Here is an 18,855-nt window from a genome sequence, read left to right as displayed (position 1 = left end):
CCAGCCAGAGCGCGGAAAATGCTGCGGAAATTCCTCTTGCGCCTGCGCCACGACCTGAAGGTCGCTGTCAAAGATGATGGCGCGGGACGACGTCGTCCCCTGGTCGATGGCTAGGATCTGGGTCATGCGCTTCCTCCTGAACGGAAAGCTGACAGCAAGCGCCCGCGCCCCGCAAGCCCCTTCGCTTTCTGCATGAAATAGACAAAAGCGAACATCTTCATCGGCGGATTTGAGTGAAAATCCGCCGATGGCGTCGGTTTCGCGCATTGACGCAATCGGCTGCCATCGGCACTTTGGATCAGAAAGGACGATACGAATGGCGCTGAGCATCCGACAAGGCGAGATACTTGAACTGGCGCGTCTGGAAGGGCGCGTGCTGGTCGATGATCTTGCCAATCGATTCGACGTGACCTTGCAGACCATCCGCCGCGATCTGGGCGACATGGCCGAGGCGGGCTTGCTGGACCGGGTGCATGGCGGTGCGGTGCCGCGCGCAGGCGCCGTCAATCTGGGATATGAGGCGCGCCGACGGATGAACGCCGAGGCCAAGGCCGCCATCGGTGCCGCCTGCGCTGCGGCCATTCCCGACAATTGCAGCCTGATCCTGAACCTTGGCACCACCACCGAGGCGGTCGCCCACGCGCTGATCGGCCACAAGAACATCACTGTCGTCACCAACAACATGAATGTCGCCAATATCCTGCTGGCCAATCCGGGATGCGAGATCATGGTGACCGGCGGCGCATTGCGGCGTTCGGATGGCGGTCTGGTGGGTGAGCTGACCACGCAGTTCTTTGAACAATTCAAGGTCGATTACGCGGTGATCGGCACCTCGGCACTGGATCATGACGGCGACATGCTGGATTTCGATCTGGCCGAGGTGCGCGTCAGCCGCGCCATCCTGCGCCAGTCGCGCCACGCCTTTCTGGTCACCGACCATTCAAAGCTGGGCCGCCCGGCACCCGCCCGCATTGCCAGCATCGCCGAAATCGACACGGTCTTCATCGACCGCCCCCTGCCCGCCGAACTGCAGGATCGCTGCGCCACATGGGGGACGAATGTGCAGATATGCCCGACGGATAGCGTCTCATGACGCCAGCCCTTCATGCCCCTGTCACGAAGCTTTGCGATGGGACAGCGGCATGTCGGGTCGGACACTACAGGAATGGCCGGACGGGGAGGGTCCGGCCCATGGCTCAGCTTCCCCGTTCGGGGCCATGCGTGAACCTCCGGTTTGCCCGAGTTCATTGAACGGAGAAATATGATGAAAACCCAAGCCCTCTGGATCGCCGGACTGGCGGTCATGCCCTTTGCCGCGCAGGCCCAGACCGAGATCAGCTGGTGGCACGCCATGTCGGGCGCCAATAACGAGGTGGTCAACAAGATCGCCAGCGACTTCAACGCCAGCCAATCGGATTATGTGGTGAAACCCGTGTTCAAGGGCACCTATCCCGAAACGCTGAACGCAGGGATCGCGGCATTCCGCGCCGGTCAGGCCCCCGACATCATTCAGGTCTTCGACGTGGGCACGGGCGTGATGATGGCCGCGCAGGGTGCGGTGAAACCCATCGCCGAAGTGCTGGAGGAAGGCGGCTTCACCTTCGACAAGTCGCAATATCTGGCGGGCATCGTCGGCTATTATTCGACCCCGGAAGGCGACATGCTGTCCTTCCCCTACAACTCGTCCTCGCCGGTGATGTATTACAACAAGGACATTTTCCAGAAGGCCGGGCTGGACACCGAAAACCCGCCCAAGACCTGGGCCGAGGTCTGGGCCGCCGCGCGCAAGATCAAGGAATCGGGCGCTGCAACCTGCGGTTACACCTCGACCTGGCTGACCTGGATCCATACCGAAAACTTCGCCGCATGGAACGACACGCCCTGGGGCAGCAATGAAAACGGTCTGGCAGGCGTGCCGGAACTGGCCATCGACAGCCCGCTTTATGTGAAGCATTTTCAGGAACTTGCCGATCTGGCGAAAGAGGGGGTCTTTGTCTATGGCGGCCGCACCTCCGAGGCCAAGCAGAACTTCACCTCGGGCGAATGCGGTATTCTGACCGAAAGCTCGGGCGGGTTAGGCGATATCGTGAAATCTGGCATCAACTATGGCATCGGCCAGTTGCCCTATGACGAAACCGCGCCGAATGCGCCGCAAAACACCACGCCGGGCGGTGCCTCGCTATGGGTGATGGGCGGCAAGTCCGATGAGGTCTACAAGGGCGTCGCGGCCTTCTTCAACTATCTGTCGCAGACCCCGGTGCAGCAATATCTGCACGAACAGTCGGGCTATCTGCCGGTGACGATGGCCGCCTATGAGGCGACCAAGGCATCGGGTTTCTATGACAAGAACCCGGCCCGCGAAGTGCCGATCCTGCAGATGTCGGGCAAGCCGCCGACCGCGAATTCCAAGGGGGTGCGCTCGGCCAACCTGCCGCAGCTGCGCGACATCCAGAACGAGGAATATGAAAAGATGCTGGCCGGTCAGCAGGACGCCGCCACCGCGCTGAAGAACGCGACCGAACGCGGCAATGCCGCCATCAAGGAAGCCTACGGAAACTGATGACGGTCGGCGGGCGTCCACGGGCGCCCGCCCATCCAGGAAGGGGGCACGGATGAGACGCACGGTCTTTCCGCATAAATGGCTGCCATGGCTGCTTCTGGCGCCGCAACTGGCGATCACGCTGATCTTTTTCTACTGGCCTGCCGCGCAGGCGTTTCGCCAGTCGGTGCTGCGCGAGGATCCCTTCGGGCTGAAGACGACCTTCGTGGGGCTGGCGAATTTTCGCAAGGTTCTGTCCGATCCGGCCTATCTGAACGCGCTTCAGGTCACGGTGGTGTTTTCGGCGCTGGTCGCATTTTTCGCCATGGCGATTGCGCTGTTTCTGGCGGTGCAGGCCGAAAAAGTCATTCGCGGCAAGGGGTTTTACCGCACGCTGATGATCTGGCCCTATGCGGTCGCGCCGGCGATTGCGGGGATGCTGTGGCTGTTCATGTTCAACCCCGGTTTCGGCACGCTGGCATGGCCGCTGCGTCAGATGGGGATCAACTGGAACCCGCTTCTTAACGGCGATCACGCGATGACGCTGGTGGTCGCGGCTTCGGTCTGGAAACAGATCAGCTATAATTTCCTGTTCTTCGTCGCCGGTCTGCAGGCCATCCCAAGATCGCTGCTTGAGGCGGCGGCCATCGACGGCGCGACCCGGCGGCACAGTTTCTGGACCATCGTGTTTCCGCTGCTGGCGCCGACGACGTTCTTTCTGCTGGTGGTGAACACGGTCTATGCGCTGTTCGACACCTTCGGCATCATCCATGCGGTGACCGGCGGCGGCCCCGGACGATCGACCGAAACGCTGGTCTACAAGGTCTATAACGACGGATTCGTGAACCTCATCATGGGCGACAGCGCCGCGCAATCGGTGATCCTGATGGTGATCGTGATCGCGCTGACCGCCTTCCAGTTCCGCTTTATCGAACGGAGGGTGCATTATGGCTGACAACCCCCTTGCCCCCCGCGGCGCGGGCCGCGCCATGGCGCATTTCTGGATGATCCTTGGCGTGATCGTGGTGGCCTTTCCGGTCTATTACGTCTTCGTCGCCTCGACCCATTCCACGGCCACCATCCTGCGCCCGCCCTTGCCGCTGCTGCCCGGCCCCGAGGCCGCCACGAATTACGGCGAGGCCTTTTCCGGCCGCATCGGCCAGATCGGCGGCGTCAGCCTGTGGCGGCTGCTGGGCAATACCACGCTGGTCGCGCTTGGCATCGCCATTGGCAAGATCGTGATCTCGATGGCCTCGGCTTATGCCATCGTGTTCTTTCGCTTTCCGCTGCGCATGGCGTGTTTCTGGCTGATCTTCATCACGCTGATGCTGCCGGTCGAGGTGCGCATCCAGCCGACCTACAAGGTCATGGTGGATCTGGGCCTGATCGACACCTATCCCGGCCTGATCCTGCCGCTGATCGCCTCGGCCACGGCGACGCTTTTGTTCCGGCAGTTCTTCATGACCATCCCGGACGAACTGCTGGAGGCCGCGCGCGTCGATGGCGCCGGGCCGTGGCGGTTCTTCAAGGACATCCTGTGGCCCCTGTCGCTGACCAATGTGGCGGCGATCTTCGTGATTCAGTTCATCTATGGCTGGACGCAATATCTGTGGCCGCTGCTGGTCACCAATTCCAACGAAATGAACACCATCGTCATCGCGCTGAAGAAAATGGTTTCCTTCACCGATGCGCAGACGCCTTGGAACCTTGTCATGGTCACATCCGTGCTGGCCATCGTGCCGCCGATCCTTGTGGTCGTGTTGATGCAGCGCTGGTTCGTCAAGGGACTGGTGGAAACGGAGAAGTAAATGGCCCGCATCCAACTGAACGACGTTCGCAAATCCTATGCGGGCAATCAGGTCATCCACGGCATCAGCATGGATATTGCCGATGGCGAATTCGTGGTGATCGTCGGCCCCTCGGGCTGCGGCAAATCCACGCTGCTGCGCATGGTGGCCGGGCTTGAGGCGATCACCGGCGGCACCATCCAGATCGGGGACCGCGTGGTGAACGACCTTGAACCGCGCGAACGCGACATCGCCATGGTGTTTCAGAACTATGCGCTTTACCCTCATATGTCGGTGCGTGAAAACATGGCCTATGGCCTGAAGATCGCCAAGATGTCGCGCGGCGATATCGACGCCCGCGTTGCCGATGCGGCCAAAATGCTGGAGCTTGAGCCCTATCTGGACCGCAAACCGCGCGAGCTTTCGGGCGGTCAGCGTCAGCGTGTGGCGATGGGCCGGGCGCTGGTGCGCAATCCCGCAGCCTTCCTGCTGGACGAGCCGCTGTCCAATCTGGACGCCAAGTTGCGGGTGCAGATGCGGTTGCAGATCAAGGAAATGCACCTGCGCACCGGCCAGACCTCGCTTTACGTCACCCACGATCAGGTCGAGGCGATGACGCTGGCCGACCGTCTGATCGTGATGAACAAGGGTGTGGCGGAACAGATCGCCACCCCGCTTGAGGTGTATCAGCGCCCGGCGACGGAATTCGTGGCGGGCTTCATCGGCTCTCCGGCGATGAACATCCTGACAGTGCAATCGGACGGCCAGCGGGTGAAGCTGCCCGGCGGGCACGATCTGGCGCTGGCGCTGCCGCAAGGCGCGCTGCGGCTGGGCCTGCGCCCCGAGGATCTGACGCTGGATCCGGTGCCGGGCCAGGGCATCCCGGTCGAGCTGCGCTCGGTCGAGCGGCTGGGCGCGGATGCCTTTGGCTATGGCCATATCGCGGGCACGGATGTGGCGATGACGCTGCGCCTGCCCGGCACGACGCAGGCCACGCGCGGCGATGTGGTCACAGTGGCCCCGGACCCCGCGCATCTGCATCTGTTCGATCCTGAAACCGGGCAGCGGCTGAACGACTGACCCTTTCCTTGCGGCGCAAAGATGCTAATCAATCGTATTCCTGCGACCGGAACCAAGGAAGATCGCGATGCAGCCGGAAACCGGCATCAGGGTTGAAGGGCTGGCCTATGCGATAGGCCCGCGCCCGGTGCTTGGGCCGATCTCGCTGCATCTGCCGGGGCCGCGCGTGGGTATCGTGGGGCGCAACGGCTCGGGCAAAAGCACGCTGGCGCGGCTGCTGGCCGGGCTGATCCAGCCCGGCGAAGGCCAGATCCGCATCGAGGGCGTGGATACATGGCAGGACCGCCGCGCGGCCATTGCCACGGTGGGCATCCTGTTTCAGAACCCAGAACATCAGATCATCTTTCCCACGGTGCTTGAGGAAATGGTCTTTGGCCTGCGCCAGCAGGGCCGCAGCAAGGCCGAGGCCCGCCAGATCGCGCTGGACACGCTGGTGACATTCGGCAAATCGCATTGGCAGGACGCCAATACCGATGCCCTGTCACAAGGCCAGAAGCACCTGCTGTGCCTGATGGCCGTGATGGCCATGCGCCCGCGCTGGCTGATCCTTGACGAGCCTTTCGCCGGGCTGGACATCCCGACACGGATGCAGCTTGTCCGGCATCTGGACGGCTGCGGTGCAAGGATCGTGCATATCACCCACGACCCGCGCGACCTTCAGGATTATGACCAGCTTTTCTGGCTGGATCGCGGCCAGATCCGGGCGACCGGCGGGCTGGAGCTGCTGGAGGATTTCACCGCTCAGATGATCCGCGACGGGGGGCAGGATGATCTCGCTCAGCTCGCCGGTTAGGACGCGCGCGCAGGATTGGCATGCCGGGGCCAAGCTGGCGGCGCTGGCCCTTGCCACGACCGCGCTGTTCCTGCTGCCGGGTCTTTGGGTGCAGATCGTGGCGCTGGCGGTGGTGCTGGGGCTTTATGCGCTGCCCGGCCGCGATTTCCTGATCCATGGCTTGCGGCATCTGCGCATCCTGTGGCCCTTTGCCGTGTTGCTGCTGGTCTGGCACGCGTGGATCGGCGAATTGGCGCTTGGCGCGCATATCGCGCTGCGCATCGTCAATGTGGTCGCGCTGGCCAATCTGGTGACGATGACGACCACGCTGTCGGCGCTTAGCGATGTGGTCCACCGGCTGTTTTCGCCGCTGCGCCGGCTGGGTCTGCCGGTCGGGATCCTTGAGGCCGCGATTCCGCTGGTCATCCGCTTCGTGCCAACGCTGATCGGCAAGGCGCGCGCGCTGATGCAGGCATGGCGCGCCCGCTCGCATCGCCGGGCAAACTGGAATATCGTGCTGCCGCTGGCCTTGCTGGCGCTGGACGACGCAGACCATCTGGCCGAGGCGCTGCGGGCGCGGGGCGGTATATCACCGCAAGGAGAGGACTAATGGAAAGAAACGTCGCGCAGATCGCGCTGTTCACGGCCCTGATCGCCGCACTTGGCGCGGTGCCGCCGATTTCGCTGGCCTTCGGCGTGCCGATCACCGCACAGGCGCTTGGCGTCATGCTGGCCGGAGCGGTGCTGGGCGCGAAACGCGGCTTTCTGGCCGTGGCGCTGCTGCTTTTGCTGGTGGCGATCGGCCTGCCGCTGCTGTCGGGCGGTCGCGGCGGTCTTGGGGCCTTCATGGCGCCAAGCTCGGGCTTTCTGATCGGCTTTCCCTTTGCCGCATGGGCCATCGGCATGCTGGTGGAAAAGGTGCCGATGCAACCCATTGCGCTGCGCGTCGGCCTTGCCTCGGCCATCGGCTTCATCGGGGTGGATTATGCGATGGGCGTGGTCGGCATGTCGCTGGCGCTTGGCAAATCCATCCCGGAATGCCTGATGCTGATGACCGCCTTCATTCCCGGTGACCTGCTGAAAGCTGCCGTGGCGGGCATGCTGGTGGGTGCCATCGCCAAGGCGCGGCCACAGGCCATGGCCTGGGCCGCGAACCGCTGAACCAAAGGTCAGCCGCTGACCGGGACGAACCGGTCGGCGGTCGGATCATATTGCAGGATCGTGCCGTCACCGATGTCATGCAGCACGCCATGCAGCGACAGATCGCCCGACTCGACCCGTTCGCGCACAAAGGGGAAGGTCATCAGGTTTTCCAGCGAGACAAGCACGGCCTGCCGCTCAAGCTCGCGCACCTGTTCGCCCTCGGGCAGCTCCAGCACCCGCTCATAGCCGGGGCGCAGAATGTCCATCCAACGGCCGACGAAGCTGGTCTTCTCCTCAAGCTCGGGTGCGTGGCCCGAACACATCGCATGGCAGCCCGCCACGCCGCCGCAATGGGTATGGCCGACGATGACCAGATGCGTGACCTTCAGCGCGTTCACCGCATATTCGACCGCGGCCGAGGTGCCGTGCTGCTGGCCATCGGGCTGATAGGGCGGCACGAGGTTGGCGATATTGCGGTGGATGAAGAACTCTCCGGAATCCGCACCGAAGATCGAGGTGACGTGGACACGCGAATCGCAACAGGCAATGACCATGGCGCGCGGGCGCTGACCTTCATCGGCAAGGCGCCGATACCACGCGCGGTTTTCGTTGAATGAGGTCGCGCGCCAGCCCTGATAGCGCTGGACAAGGTAATGCGGCAGCGGACGAGCCTGTTTCATGGGTATGTCTCACCTCTAATCCCGACGCGCCTTGATACACGCCAATCCGATAAAGTTCGAGAGGTTTAGCGGTTTGGCCTCAACCATTTCTTGATGGGTTCGTGACAGTTTCGGCCTTCAGAACAAAAGGCGCGGAATGGACCGATGACCAAGATTGCACGACTGGCCGTCGCAGAAAGCGTGGCGATCGACATGCACCGGCTGGAACAGATCGTCACCGAACTGGGCGAGACGACGGCGGTTCATGTCATTGGCGCGGCGCTGGAGCAGCTGGCGCTGGCGCTGAACCGCACGACCGAGGCCGCCGAGAAAGTCGCGCTGGCCGATGTCACATTGCATGCCGATCACTTGTCGCGTCTGGCGTGGCAGGTCGGTCTGGTGACACTGGCAGGCGTTGCCATCGATGTCGGAAGCTGCGCGGAACGGCGGGACCATACGGCGCTTGCGGCCACCTCGGCGCGGTTGGCACGCATCGGGAACCAGTCGCTGACACAGATCTGGGATGCGCCCGGCGACGGCTGACGGCGTTCGGGGTCTTGCGGGCGGCCAGCGGAACGCTACCCTTGCGCCACACACAAGAACAGGCCCCACACCCATGTCCACGCCGCTTGCCGAATTCGCCGATCCCGCAGCCGATGCCCTGCCCCTGTGGCTGGTCCGACCGGGCAAGAACGGCCCCGACCTGCCTGAAGGTCTGGGCACGACCGGCACGGAATGGGCCAAGGCGCAGGGCTTTGCCGGGCGGGCGGGCCAGCTTTGCCTGCTGCCGCAGGCCTCGGGCGGGATCGCGGGCGCTTTGTTCGGCATCGGGCCTGCCGCACAACCCGGCGACCGCCCGGCACGCGAACGCTTCCTGCTGGCCAAGGCCGCCGAGACGCTGCCCAAGGGCAGCTGGCGCATCGTCCATCCGGGCGGCGATGTCGATCTGGCCAATGGCGCATTGGGCTGGCTGTTCGCGCAATACCGTTTCACCCGCTACAAGCAGGGCGAGGCGCCGGGCGCGCGGCTGGTCTGCCCCGATGGCGTCGATGCCGACCGCCTGCTGGCCTTGGCTGCGGGGGAATATCTGGCGCGCGACCTGATCAACACGCCCGCCTCGGATATGGGCCCCGCCGATCTCGAGGCGGCGGCGCGGGCCGTGGCCGAACGCCATGGCGCGGAGGTCATGGTGATTGCGGGCGATGATCTGCTGGCCCGCAACTTTCCGATGATCCACGCCGTGGGCCGCGCCGCAGCGCAGGCCCCGCGCCTGATCGACCTGCGCTTTGCGGGCGACGGGCCAAAGCTGACGCTGGTGGGCAAGGGCGTCTGCTTTGACACCGGGGGGCTGGACATCAAGCCGCCCGCCTCGATGGGGCTGATGAAAAAGGACATGGGCGGTGCGGCCAATGTGCTGGGGCTGGCCGACACGCTGGCGCGGCTTGGCCTGACGCGGGGGATGCAGCTGCGCGTGCTGATCCCGGCGGTGGAAAACGCCATATCGGCCAATGCGTTCCGGCCCGGCGACGTGCTGACCAGCCGCAAGGGCCTGACGGTCGAGGTGAACAATACCGATGCCGAGGGCCGTCTGGTTCTGGCCGATGCGCTGGCCCTGGCCGATGAGGACGCGCCGGATCTGCTGATCTCGATGGCGACGCTGACCGGGGCTGCGCGCGTGGCGCTGGGGCCGGACCTGCCGCCGTTCTTTTGCGATGACGATGCCGTGGCGGCGGCCTTGCAGGGGGCGGGCATGGCCAATGCCGACCCGATCTGGCGGATGCCCTTCTGGGAGCCATATGAGACGATGATCGAACCCGCCATCGCCGATCTGGACAATGCGCCGGGCGGCGGTTTCGCGGGGGCGATCACGGCGGCGCTGTTTCTGCGGCGCTTTACCCAGACGGCGCGGCACTATGTGCATTTCGACATCTATGGCTGGCAACCCGGCGCCGCGCCCGGTCGCCCCAAGGGCGGCACGGGACAGGGCATGCGGGCCATTCTGAACGCGCTGCCGGATATTCTGTGATGCCTCATGATCGCCGCCTGACCCCCGCCACCGACCGCATCGCGCTTGAGACGCTGCGCAACACCCTGCCCCGTCCCGCCTATACGCCCGGCAAGCCCGCGCGGCTGGCCGTGCCGCTGGCGGATCTGTGCCGCACGCCCGGCGAGGCGCGCGACCGGCAACTGAATTTCGGCGCCGATGTGCTGGTCATCGACGATCGGGATGGCTGGGCCTTTGTGCAGGCGCAGGCCGATGCCTATTGCGGCTGGATCAAGGCCGCGACCCTGACGACCGAACGGCCGCCCGTCACCCATCGCGTCACCGCACCCGCCACGCATGTCTATGACCGGCCCGACATGAAGACGCCGGAAACGGCCAGCCTGTCTCTTGGCGCGCGACTGTCGGTCACGGCGACGCAGAACGGGTTCGCCCGGCTGGCGCAGGGCGGCTGGGTGCCGGTCCAGCATCTTGGCGACCAGCCCGCGACCGACCCGGCCGCTGTCGCGCTGACGCTGATCGGCACGCCCTATCTGTGGGGTGGCAACAGCCGCTGGGGGATAGACTGCTCGGGTCTGGCGCAGGCCGGATTGTCGGCCTGCGGCGTGGCCTGCCCCGGCGACAGCGACATGCAGCAGGCAGCCTTTGCCGTGGTGCAGGACATCCGCCGCAACGATCTGCTGTTCTGGCCCGGCCATGTCGCCATCGCGCTGGACGACACCCGGATGATCCATGCCACCGCCTTCACCATGAGCGTGGTGATCGAACCCATCCAAACCGCCATCGCCCGCATCGACGCGGCGGGTCAGGGGCCGTTCCGTGGCGCGCGCCGCCCCGATCTTGCCGCGCAAACCCTTTTCCCGTGAAAGACCAGGCCATGACGCATCTGTGGATCCGCACCGAACATCGCCCGAACGAACGCCGCGTCGGCATCACCCCCGACGGCGTGCGCGACCTGATCGCGCGCGGCTTCCGCATCAGCATCGAGGAAAGCCCGCATCGCATCCTGCCGGTCGAGGATTTCATCGCCGCCGGCGCGACCTCGGTCCCCGAAGGAAGCTGGCCCGAGGCGCCGCGCGACGCGATCATCTTTGGTCTGAAGGAACTGCCCGAGGACGGCACCCCCCTGCCGCATCGCCACATCATGTTCGGCCATGCCTATAAGGGTCAGGCCGCAGGGCCCGAACTGCTGCGCCGCTTTCGCGACGGCGGCGGGGCGCTGCTGGATCTGGAATATCTGACCGATGCGACCGGGCGCCGTCTGGCCGCCTTCGGCTATTGGGCGGGATTTGCCGGGGCGGCGGTGTCGCTGAAGGCATGGGCCGCGCAAAAACGCGGCACGGTCTGCGGCCCGGTGGACAGCTACCCGACCCAAGCCGCCATGACCGAGGATCTGCTGGCCCAGATCGACGCCACCTGTCAGCCCCGCCCGCGCGCCATCGTCATCGGGGCGCTTGGCCGCGTCGGCTCGGGGGCTGCGGATCTGCTGGAACAGATGGGCGTCCCGGTCACGAAATGGGACATGGCGGAAACCGCGGGCGGGGGTCCGTTCCCGCAGATCCTGACCCATGATCTGTTCATCAACTGCATTCTGGCCCGGCCCGGCACGCCGGTCTTTGTGGGCCCGGATGCGCTGAACGCGCCGCGCAACCTGACCGTCATCGGCGATGTCGCTTGCGATCCGACCAGCGATTTCAACCCGGTGCCGGTCTATGACCGCGCGACGGACTGGGCGGCGCCGGTGGTGCGGGTCGCCGAGGCGCCGGTGCTGGATGTCATGGCCATCGACAACCTGCCCTCGCTGCTGCCGCTGGAAAGCGCGCAGGACTTCGCGCGGCAGTTGCTGCCGGTGCTGATGATGCTGGACGGGCCAGAGCAGGAACCATGGCAGCGGGCCGAGGCATTGTTTCGCCAGCACGCGGCAGCTATCTGACGGAAATGTCAGGGAACGACGCGGCTTTCCGCCAGTTGGCAAGGGAACCTTTGCAACCGACGGAAAGTGACCATGAAGCCTGTATCCACACTCGCCCTTCTCGCCACTCTCGCCGCTGCCCCTGCGCTTGCGCAGGACGCGCCGCCGAATGCGCCGACCCAGCAGCCCGCGTTTGAGGGCCAGACCCGCGCGCCTGCGCTGACCGATGTGCAGGTCCAAAGCCAGACCGTGATCTCGGGGCTGGAAAACCCGTGGGGCATGGCCGTCCTGCCAGATGGCGGCTGGCTGATCACCGAAAAGCCCGGCCGGATGCGGCTGTTTCATGACGGGCAACTGTCCGAGCCGCTGACCGGCCTGCCCGAAGTCGATGCCCGTGGACAGGGCGGTCTGCTGGATGTGGCCGTGCGCGACGATTTCAACGACACCCGCCGCGTCTGGTGGAGCTATGCCGAACCGCGCGAGGATGGCAAGAACGCGCTGGCCGTCGCCTCGGGCACGCTGTCGCAGGACGGCACCGCGATCGAGGGTGCCAAGGTCATCTTCCAGATGCAGCCCGCATGGGAGTCCGACAAGCATTTCGGGTCGCGTCTGGTCTTTGACCGCGACGGGATGCTGTTCGTGACCACCGGCGAACGCTCGGTCACGGATGCGCGCCCGCTGGCGCAGGATGTGAACACGCATCTGGGCAAGGTGCTGCGCATCGACCCGGAAACCGGGCGCGGTCTGTCGACCAACCCCTTTGCCAATGGCGGCGGTCAGCCCGAGATCTGGTCATGGGGTCACCGCAACCTGCAATCCGCCGCGCTGGACGCCAACGGCCAGCTTTGGACCGTCGAACACGGCGCCAAGGGCGGGGATGAGCTGAACCGCCCCGAGGCAGGCAAGGATTACGGCTGGCCCACCATCAGCTATGGCGTGGAATATAGCGGCGCCACCATCGGGCAGGGCCTGACCGCCGCCGATGGGATGGAGCAGCCGATCTATTACTGGGATCCCGTGATCGCGCCCAGCGGCATGGCCTTTTATCAGGGCGAGATGTTTCCCGAAATGCGCGGCGACGCGCTGGTCGGCGGGCTGAAAACGCAATCGGTCGTGCGGTTGAAACTGGACGGCGACCGCGTGGTCGGCGAACAGCATCTGGCCGAAGGCATCGGCCGTGTCCGCGACGTGGCCGAAGCGCCGGACGGCTCGATCATGGTGCTGACGGATGCCGAGGACGGGGCGCTGATCCGGCTGACGCGCTGATCCGGATCAGACCGGGTGTTGCAGGTCGTCCTCGGCATCTTCGGGTGAGATGCCAAGGGCTTCCAGCCCGGCCTCGAGGTAATCGGCAAGCTGCGGCTCGCCCATCAGATAGGTCTCGGTGGGCGAGCGGCTTTCGGCCTTGGCGGTCCGGATCGCCTCGGACAGTTCGTCTGCGGCATAGGTGTCGCGGCCGATCCACATCACCGCAACAAGACTGGCCTTTTCGTCGTCGTTCAAGGCGGCGATGAATTCGGCAAGCTCGGTCTGGGTGCCATGGCCCGTGCGCTGGCCGGTATGGGCCCAGGCATTGACGCCGCTGTCATATTCGCGGGCGCGGATGATGACATGGGCAATCTTGTCCGGCGTGATCTCAAGCATGGCGGCACCTCCTGCGGGCAAGTGTCGCGCCGTGGGACGCGGGCGTCAACGCCCGAAAAGCCGTTCGATATCCGACAGCTTCAACTCGATCGATGTCGGGCGGCCATGGTTGCACTGGCCCGATTTCGGCGTCCGCTCCATCTCGCGCAGCAGCGCGTTCATCTCATCGCCGGTCATCCGCCTGCCCGACCGGACCGAGCCATGGCAGGCCATCGACGACAAGACCGCATCCACCCGCGCCCGCAGCCGGTCCGAACTGCCCTGATCCGCCAGATCGTCCAGAATGTCGCGGATCAGCCGTGGCGCGTCGATGCGCGCGATCATCGCCGGAACCTCGCGCACCGCCACCGCGCCACCGCCAAAGGCTTCGATGACCAGCCCCAAGGCGGCCAGTTCATCCGCGATCGACAGGATCCGCTGCGCATCGGCCTCGGACAGCTCGACGATCTCGGGGATCAGCAGCGCCTGAGCGGGAATGCCGTTCGCCGCCGCCTGCGCCTTCAGCCGCTCATAGACCAGACGCTCATGCGCGGCGTGCTGATCGACGATGACGATGCCGGTGGCGGTCTGCGCCACGATCCAGTTCTCATGCAATTGCGCCCGCGCCGCACCAAGCGGCGCCTCGGTCGCATCAGTCTCGGGTTCCGGCTCGACGCGGGCACTGGGGGCTTCGGAAAACCCCGGCGCCTGAAAGCCGAAACTGGCCGCGATGGCCGCGCCCGAGGGACGCGCGGGTGCCTGGTACGACGGACGCTGCGGCTCGACCTGCGCCACCTGCAAGGCCGCCGTGGCCACGGTGCTGGACGACCGATGCCCGGCCCCCGCCAGCGCATGCCGCAAGGCCGAGACGACCAGCCCGCGCGCGGCATCGGGTTCGCGAAAGCGCACCTCGGCCTTGGCGGGATGCACGTTCACATCGACCGAATGCGGATCGCAGGTGACAAACAGCACCGCCGCCGGATGCCGGCCCTGCGCCAGCACGTCCATATATCCCGCCCGCATCGCCCCGGTCAGCAGCTTGTCGCGCACCGGGCGGCCATTGACGAACAGATGCTGCGCCACCGCAGCCCCGCGCGAATAGGTCGGCAACGCGGCAAAGCCGGTCAGGCTGATTTCGTCGCGGCTGGCATCGATGGCCAGCGCATTGTCGATGAAATCGCGCCCCATCACCCGGGCCAGCCGCGTCTGCAAGGCACCGAACAGATCACCCTGCTCGGCATCGGCGCGAAACAGCACGCGGCCCTCATCCTCATCCGTCAGGCTAAAGCCGACATAGGGCTCGGCCATGGCCAGACGGCGGATCACCTCGACGATGGCCTGCGTCTCGGCGCGGTCGCTGCGCAGGAATTTCAGCCGCGCAGGGGTGGCAAAGAACAGATCGCGCAACTCGACCACCGTGCCGCGATTGCCCGCAGCGGGGCGCACCGCACCCAGCCTGCCGCCCGTCACGGTCAGTTGCGCGGCCTCGAAGCCCTGCGCGCGGCTGGTCAGCACCAACCGCCCGACCGCCCCCAGACTGGGCAAGGCTTCGCCGCGAAAGCCAAAGCTGCGGATGTCCAGAAGATCGCTGCCGTCGATCTTCGAGGTGGCGTGGCGCGACAAGGCCAGCGGCAGATCCTCGGCGGTCATGCCGCAACCGTCATCGCTGACGCGGATCAGCGCCTTGCCGCCCTTGGCAATGGCAATGTCGATCCGAACCGCCCCGGCATCCAGCGCATTCTCGACCAGTTCCTTGACCGCCGAGGCCGGACGCTCGACCACCTCGCCCGCCGCGATGCGGTTGGCGGCGGCCTCGTCCAATTGCCGGATGACAGGGCGCATATTGGGGGCATGGGAATTCATGCCCCCATATTTAGCATTCAGGTCCCGGATTCGCTAGGCGAAACGCATCGGGCATGGGATGGATTTCTTCGTTCTCCAAATACTCATGCCGCCCGTGCCGTCAGTCGCTGGCCTCGACCCCCTCGGGCCGCCCGACCAGCACGAAGCGGATCTGGTCGGAATGCAGCAGACGCTGCGACACGCGCTGCACATCCGCAGCCGTCACCGCCTCGATCCTGGAATTGCGCGTGTTGACATAATCGGCGGGCAGGCCGATCAGCTGCATCCCGGCAAGGATCCCGGCGATCTTGCCATTGCCATCGAAGCGCAGCGGATATTCCCCGGTCAGATAGGTCTTGGCATCGGTCAGTTCCTTGTCGGTCACACCGTCCTTGGCAAAGCGGTCCCATTCGCTGCGGATCAGACCCACCGCCTCGGCCACCTTGTCATTGGCGCTGGCCATGCCGCCCTGCCATGTCTGGCCATAGACCCCATTCGCCAGCCCCGTGCCCACACCATAGGTCAGCCCGCGCTTTTCCCGGATCTGGTCCATCAGGCGCGAGGAAAACCCGCCGCCGCCCAGAATATGGTCGGCCACGAAGGCCGCGAAATAATCCGGATCGTCCATCGGCAGACCGGGCTGGGCGAAACTGACCACCGTCTGCGGGCTGTCCCAGTCGATCACCGACACGCCACCCTTCAGCTGCAACTGCGCAGGCTGCGGCAAGGGCGCGCTGCCGGTTTCGGGCAAGCCGCCCAGCACCTTGTCCAAAAGCGCCCCCAACTGCTCGGCGTCGATATCGCCCGAGGCCGCGACGACCACGCGGTCCCGCGCCAGCACACGGTTCTTGGCGTCGATCAGATCGTCGCGCGTCAAGGCCGCCACCGATGCCTCGGTCCCGTTGATCGAGGTCGCATAGGGATGGTCGCCCCAAGCCAGCTTCGCCAGTTCCTTGGTGGCGATGGATTGCGGATCGGTCGCCTCGGATTTGATGACCGACTGCACCTGCGCGCGCACGCGCTCGACCGCATCGGGATCGAAGCGGGGTTCGGTCAGCGCCGCGCGCAGCAGATCGGCGGCCTGATCGCGATTGTCGGTCAAGGCCCGCGCGGTCACGGTCAGCGCGTCATCGCCGACATTGAACCGGGCCGAGGCGCCCAGACCCTCGACCGCTTCAGCGAACTGGACCGAATTCATCTCGCCCGCGCCTTCTTCAAGCAGGGCAGTCATCAGATTGATCGCGCCGCGCTTTTCCGGCGCGTCAAGGCTGGCCCCGCCCTTGAACATTAGGGACAGCGCGGTGAAGGGGATCGAATGATCCTCGACCAGCCATGCCTTGATCCCGCCCGGAGAAGTGACCTGCTGGATGTCGATGGCCCGCGCAGGAAGCGCGGCCAGCGCGACAAAGACGAAAGTGGCAAAAGCGCGGATCATTGAACGTCCCCCGATTGGGCAGCGACGGGTTGGGCGGCACCGGGTTCAGGCGTGCCTTCGGGCAGCAGCCAGCCGGTCACGGTGGCGCGGCTGTCCAGAACCAGCTTGGCTGCGGCGCGGATGTCATCGGCGGTCACGGCCTCAAGAATATCGGGCCAGTCGTTCACATCCTGCACGGTCAGGCCGACAGACAGCCCCTGCCCATAGTCATAGGCGCGGCCATGCGCTGAATCCTGTGCATAGATGCGCGAGGCCTGGATCTGCGTCTTGACCCGTTCCAGCTGCGCCGGATCGGGACCGTCGGTCAGAAACTTCTGCAAGGCGGCATCCAGCGCCGCTTCGGCATCGGCATTGCTGACGCCCGGACCGGGAACCAGCGAAATCGCAAAGGTCGTCGGATCGACCGACAGCCCGTCATAGCCGGCATCGACGTAAAGCGCCTTGCCGGGCAGCACCAGATCGCGCGCCAGCACCGATGTCTGGCTGGACCCGGCCAGCATCTCGGCCAGCACCGACAGCGCGGCGGCGGTTTTCTGATCGCCGGCATTGCGTTCCGGCGCGATGGTCGACCGGATCATCACCGGCATGGGCACGCGGGGATCGGATCGCTCCATCCGGCGGGCCGAGCGCTGCTCGGGCTCTTGCGGGCGCGCCTTGCGGGTGCTGTCGGGCTTGGCGGGGATCGGGCCGTAATAGGTCTCGGCCAGTTCGCGCGCGCGGTCCGGCGTCACGTCGCCCGCGATGATCAGCACCGCGTCGTTCGGGGCATAATGCGCATCATACCACGCAATCGCGTCGTCGCGGGTCAGGCCCTCCATCTCTTGCCGCCAGCCGATGACCGGGCGACCATAGGGATGGTTATAGAACTGCACCGCGCTGCGTTCTTCGGAAAACTGCGCCGAGGGATCGCTGTCGGTGCGCTGCGAGCGTTCTTCCAGCACGACCTGCCGTTCGGCCTGCCAGTCATCCTCGCCGATCTTCAGGTTGGCCATCCGGTCGGATTCCATCTCCATGACCAAAGGCAGGCGGTCGGCGGCGATGCGCTGGAAATAGGCGGTGTAATCATAGCTGGTAAAGGCGTTGTCCATGCCGCCATTGGCGGTCACGGTCTTGGACAGCTCGCCCGGCGCCAGCTTGTCGGTGCCCTTGAACATCAGATGTTCCAGATAATGCGCAATGCCGGATTTTCCCGGCATCTCATCGGCGGCGCCGATCTTGTACCACACCATCTGCACGACGACCGGGGCGCGGTGATCTTCGATCACCACGGCCTCAAGCCCGTTATCCAGTTTGAAATGGCTGATGCCCTTGGGCATTTCGGCCAGCGCGGGGGACGCGGCCAGCGCCAGCGCAAGGGGCGCAAGGCGGGCGATGATCTTCATGGACATGCTCCGGTTCCGGGTCGCGCCGAAACCTTGACCCGGCCCGCGCGGGGGCGCAAGCCCGCCCCGCCCGCTCACGCACCGTCTCAGCGAAGCGTGATCGGGCGCGAGCTCGGATCAATCGGGCAGGCGGTCGGCCTGATCGGCGCGCGCGGGGGCGTCCTGCCCCGCCGCGTCGCGCGGCGGCGCGGCGGGCAGGCGCACGCCGGTCGGGCGCCACCGCTCGGCCTCGGCCCAGCTGTCCAGCGTCATCGGCTCATAGGCACGGTAATAGACATTGGTGCGGGCCAGAATTTCCAGCGCGCGGCGCGAATTGCGCGAGCGCCATTCCAGATCCTCTTGCGCGGTGATCTGGCGGATGCCCGGATCGCGGCCCAGACGCGAGGTATAGGCCAGAAGCGCACCATCCGCCGCACCCACGCCCTGCGCCGACAATTGCGCGGGATTGCCGCCAAGTGCGGCGACCGCATCGGCCTTGGGCGTCGGGTCGGTGATATTGCCGCCGCCCGGCGTCGGCGTCGGCAGCGCGTTCAGATCGGTGGGCATGGTCAGCGGCTTGGTCGGCACGATGCCGAATTCATCCGGCCCGGAACTGCCGGCAGAGACGTTCATCAGATGCGGATCGGTGCTGCACGCGGCAAGCAGCAGCATGGTCGTGGTCAGCGCAATCGCCCGCATC

The 18,855-nt window shown here is 65.5% G+C and carries 20 protein-coding genes; 13 read left to right on the top strand and 7 right to left on the bottom strand.

Features of this window, described 5'->3' with window-relative positions; translation table 11 throughout:
- On the bottom strand, positions 1-267 hold a 267-nt coding region (locus GL284_RS21545; protein WP_230383064.1), incomplete at its 3' end, for an FGGY family carbohydrate kinase.
- A gap of 49 nt (positions 268-316) precedes the next feature.
- Here GL284_RS21545 and GL284_RS13820 point away from each other — a divergent pair.
- The 8 genes from GL284_RS13820 to GL284_RS13785 all read left to right on the top strand — a co-directional run bounded on the left by GL284_RS13820 (position 317) and on the right by GL284_RS13785 (position 7,339).
- Positions 317-1,093 (top strand): DeoR/GlpR family DNA-binding transcription regulator, encoded by a 777-nt coding sequence (locus GL284_RS13820; protein ID WP_155045220.1) that lies wholly within the window; start codon positions 317-319, stop codon positions 1,091-1,093.
- A 171-nt stretch (positions 1,094-1,264) separates the two neighbouring features.
- Positions 1,265-2,560 carry a sn-glycerol-3-phosphate ABC transporter substrate-binding protein UgpB gene (gene ugpB, locus GL284_RS13815; RefSeq protein WP_155045219.1) on the top strand — a complete coding sequence of 432 codons (1,296 nt, stop codon included), beginning with the start codon at positions 1,265-1,267 and terminating at the stop codon, positions 2,558-2,560.
- A 52-nt stretch (positions 2,561-2,612) separates the two neighbouring features.
- Positions 2,613-3,494: a sn-glycerol-3-phosphate ABC transporter permease UgpA gene (gene ugpA, locus GL284_RS13810; protein ID WP_155045218.1), complete on the top strand. Its 882-nt coding sequence runs from the start codon at positions 2,613-2,615 to the stop codon at positions 3,492-3,494.
- On the top strand, positions 3,487-4,347 hold the full coding sequence (ugpE, locus tag GL284_RS13805; protein ID WP_155045217.1) for a sn-glycerol-3-phosphate ABC transporter permease UgpE: 861 nt from the start codon (positions 3,487-3,489) through the stop codon (positions 4,345-4,347). Before ugpA ends, ugpE begins: the two co-directional genes overlap by 8 nt.
- The gene (locus tag GL284_RS13800; protein WP_155045216.1) at positions 4,348-5,406 is read left to right on the top strand and encodes a sn-glycerol-3-phosphate import ATP-binding protein UgpC; all 1,059 of its coding nucleotides are present in this window, start codon (positions 4,348-4,350) and stop codon (positions 5,404-5,406) included.
- Between the two features lie 67 nt (positions 5,407-5,473).
- A complete protein-coding gene (locus tag GL284_RS13795) occupies positions 5,474-6,199 on the top strand; it encodes an energy-coupling factor ABC transporter ATP-binding protein (RefSeq protein ID WP_155045215.1) in 726 nt (241 codons plus the stop codon).
- Positions 6,174-6,788, top strand: a complete 615-nt coding sequence (locus GL284_RS13790; protein WP_155045214.1) for a CbiQ family ECF transporter T component — start codon at positions 6,174-6,176, stop codon at positions 6,786-6,788. Before GL284_RS13795 ends, GL284_RS13790 begins: the two co-directional genes overlap by 26 nt.
- Positions 6,788-7,339 carry a biotin transporter BioY gene (locus GL284_RS13785; protein ID WP_155045213.1) on the top strand — a complete coding sequence of 184 codons (552 nt, stop codon included), beginning with the start codon at positions 6,788-6,790 and terminating at the stop codon, positions 7,337-7,339. Before GL284_RS13790 ends, GL284_RS13785 begins: the two co-directional genes overlap by 1 nt.
- Before the next feature lie 8 nt (positions 7,340-7,347).
- On the opposite strand, the gene GL284_RS13780 is transcribed toward GL284_RS13785, so the two are convergent.
- Positions 7,348-8,001, bottom strand: a complete 654-nt coding sequence (locus tag GL284_RS13780) for a carbonic anhydrase (protein ID WP_155045212.1) — start codon at positions 7,999-8,001, stop codon at positions 7,348-7,350.
- Positions 8,002-8,145: 144 nt separating this feature from the next.
- Here GL284_RS13780 and GL284_RS13775 point away from each other — a divergent pair, with 144 nt between their 5' ends.
- From GL284_RS13775 to GL284_RS13755, 5 genes are all read left to right on the top strand, one after another.
- Entirely contained in the window at positions 8,146-8,523 is a 378-nt protein-coding gene (locus GL284_RS13775) for a hypothetical protein (RefSeq protein ID WP_155045211.1), read from the top strand.
- Between the two features lie 73 nt (positions 8,524-8,596).
- Entirely contained in the window at positions 8,597-10,006 is a 1,410-nt protein-coding gene (locus tag GL284_RS13770) for a leucyl aminopeptidase family protein (RefSeq protein WP_155045210.1), read from the top strand.
- A complete protein-coding gene (locus GL284_RS13765; RefSeq protein WP_155045209.1) occupies positions 10,006-10,848 on the top strand; it encodes a C40 family peptidase in 843 nt (280 codons plus the stop codon). Before GL284_RS13770 ends, GL284_RS13765 begins: the two co-directional genes overlap by 1 nt.
- A gap of 11 nt (positions 10,849-10,859) precedes the next feature.
- The gene (locus GL284_RS13760) at positions 10,860-11,915 is read left to right on the top strand and encodes a saccharopine dehydrogenase (RefSeq protein ID WP_155045208.1); all 1,056 of its coding nucleotides are present in this window, start codon (positions 10,860-10,862) and stop codon (positions 11,913-11,915) included.
- A 72-nt stretch (positions 11,916-11,987) separates the two neighbouring features.
- The gene (locus tag GL284_RS13755; RefSeq protein WP_155045207.1) at positions 11,988-13,160 is read left to right on the top strand and encodes a PQQ-dependent sugar dehydrogenase; all 1,173 of its coding nucleotides are present in this window, start codon (positions 11,988-11,990) and stop codon (positions 13,158-13,160) included.
- A 6-nt stretch (positions 13,161-13,166) separates the two neighbouring features.
- Here GL284_RS13755 and GL284_RS13750 read toward each other — a convergent pair whose 3' ends face one another.
- The 5 genes from GL284_RS13750 to GL284_RS13730 form a co-directional block, all read right to left on the bottom strand.
- Entirely contained in the window at positions 13,167-13,538 is a 372-nt protein-coding gene (locus GL284_RS13750) for a DUF3775 domain-containing protein (RefSeq protein ID WP_155045206.1), read from the bottom strand.
- A gap of 45 nt (positions 13,539-13,583) precedes the next feature.
- Positions 13,584-15,380: a DNA mismatch repair endonuclease MutL gene (mutL, locus tag GL284_RS13745; RefSeq protein ID WP_155045205.1), complete on the bottom strand. Its 1,797-nt coding sequence runs from the start codon at positions 15,378-15,380 to the stop codon at positions 13,584-13,586.
- A gap of 100 nt (positions 15,381-15,480) precedes the next feature.
- Positions 15,481-16,794, bottom strand: coding sequence for a M16 family metallopeptidase (locus GL284_RS13740; protein WP_155045204.1), 1,314 nt, complete (start codon positions 16,792-16,794; stop codon positions 15,481-15,483).
- On the bottom strand, positions 16,791-18,176 hold the full coding sequence (locus GL284_RS13735; RefSeq protein ID WP_155045228.1) for a M16 family metallopeptidase: 1,386 nt from the start codon (positions 18,174-18,176) through the stop codon (positions 16,791-16,793). The genes GL284_RS13740 and GL284_RS13735 overlap by 4 nt, the downstream gene beginning before the upstream one ends.
- Positions 18,177-18,293: 117 nt before the next feature.
- Positions 18,294-18,854 carry a DUF3035 domain-containing protein gene (locus GL284_RS13730; protein ID WP_155045227.1) on the bottom strand — a complete coding sequence of 187 codons (561 nt, stop codon included), beginning with the start codon at positions 18,852-18,854 and terminating at the stop codon, positions 18,294-18,296.
- Between the last annotated feature and the right edge of the window lies 1 nt (position 18,855).

Source organism: Paracoccus shanxieyensis (genome assembly GCF_009711265.1).
Classification (GTDB): domain Bacteria; phylum Pseudomonadota; class Alphaproteobacteria; order Rhodobacterales; family Rhodobacteraceae; genus Paracoccus; species Paracoccus shanxieyensis.
This window is presented reverse-complemented; position numbering and strand designations above follow the sequence as displayed.

What these genes read in the sequence shown, in the direction of transcription:
- GL284_RS13820 (WP_155045220.1), top strand. Translation starts at nt 317, where the DNA reads ATGGCGCTGAGCATCCGACAAGGCGAGATACTTGAACTGGCGCGTCTG.
- ugpB (WP_155045219.1), top strand. Translation starts at nt 1,265, where the DNA reads ATGAAAACCCAAGCCCTCTGGATCGCCGGACTGGCGGTCATGCCCTTT.
- ugpA (WP_155045218.1), top strand. Translation starts at nt 2,613, where the DNA reads ATGAGACGCACGGTCTTTCCGCATAAATGGCTGCCATGGCTGCTTCTG.
- ugpE (WP_155045217.1), top strand. Translation starts at nt 3,487, where the DNA reads ATGGCTGACAACCCCCTTGCCCCCCGCGGCGCGGGCCGCGCCATGGCG.
- GL284_RS13800 (WP_155045216.1), top strand. Translation starts at nt 4,348, where the DNA reads ATGGCCCGCATCCAACTGAACGACGTTCGCAAATCCTATGCGGGCAAT.
- GL284_RS13795 (WP_155045215.1), top strand. Translation starts at nt 5,474, where the DNA reads ATGCAGCCGGAAACCGGCATCAGGGTTGAAGGGCTGGCCTATGCGATA.
- GL284_RS13790 (WP_155045214.1), top strand. Translation starts at nt 6,174, where the DNA reads ATGATCTCGCTCAGCTCGCCGGTTAGGACGCGCGCGCAGGATTGGCAT.
- GL284_RS13785 (WP_155045213.1), top strand. Translation starts at nt 6,788, where the DNA reads ATGGAAAGAAACGTCGCGCAGATCGCGCTGTTCACGGCCCTGATCGCC.
- GL284_RS13780 (WP_155045212.1), bottom strand. Translation starts at nt 8,001, where the DNA reads ATGAAACAGGCTCGTCCGCTGCCGCATTACCTTGTCCAGCGCTATCAG.
- GL284_RS13775 (WP_155045211.1), top strand. Translation starts at nt 8,146, where the DNA reads ATGACCAAGATTGCACGACTGGCCGTCGCAGAAAGCGTGGCGATCGAC.
- GL284_RS13770 (WP_155045210.1), top strand. Translation starts at nt 8,597, where the DNA reads ATGTCCACGCCGCTTGCCGAATTCGCCGATCCCGCAGCCGATGCCCTG.
- GL284_RS13765 (WP_155045209.1), top strand. Translation starts at nt 10,006, where the DNA reads ATGCCTCATGATCGCCGCCTGACCCCCGCCACCGACCGCATCGCGCTT.
- GL284_RS13760 (WP_155045208.1), top strand. Translation starts at nt 10,860, where the DNA reads ATGACGCATCTGTGGATCCGCACCGAACATCGCCCGAACGAACGCCGC.
- GL284_RS13755 (WP_155045207.1), top strand. Translation starts at nt 11,988, where the DNA reads ATGAAGCCTGTATCCACACTCGCCCTTCTCGCCACTCTCGCCGCTGCC.
- GL284_RS13750 (WP_155045206.1), bottom strand. Translation starts at nt 13,538, where the DNA reads ATGCTTGAGATCACGCCGGACAAGATTGCCCATGTCATCATCCGCGCC.
- mutL (WP_155045205.1), bottom strand. Translation starts at nt 15,380, where the DNA reads ATGAATTCCCATGCCCCCAATATGCGCCCTGTCATCCGGCAATTGGAC.
- GL284_RS13740 (WP_155045204.1), bottom strand. Translation starts at nt 16,794, where the DNA reads ATGATCCGCGCTTTTGCCACTTTCGTCTTTGTCGCGCTGGCCGCGCTT.
- GL284_RS13735 (WP_155045228.1), bottom strand. Translation starts at nt 18,176, where the DNA reads ATGAAGATCATCGCCCGCCTTGCGCCCCTTGCGCTGGCGCTGGCCGCG.
- GL284_RS13730 (WP_155045227.1), bottom strand. Translation starts at nt 18,854, where the DNA reads ATGCGGGCGATTGCGCTGACCACGACCATGCTGCTGCTTGCCGCGTGC.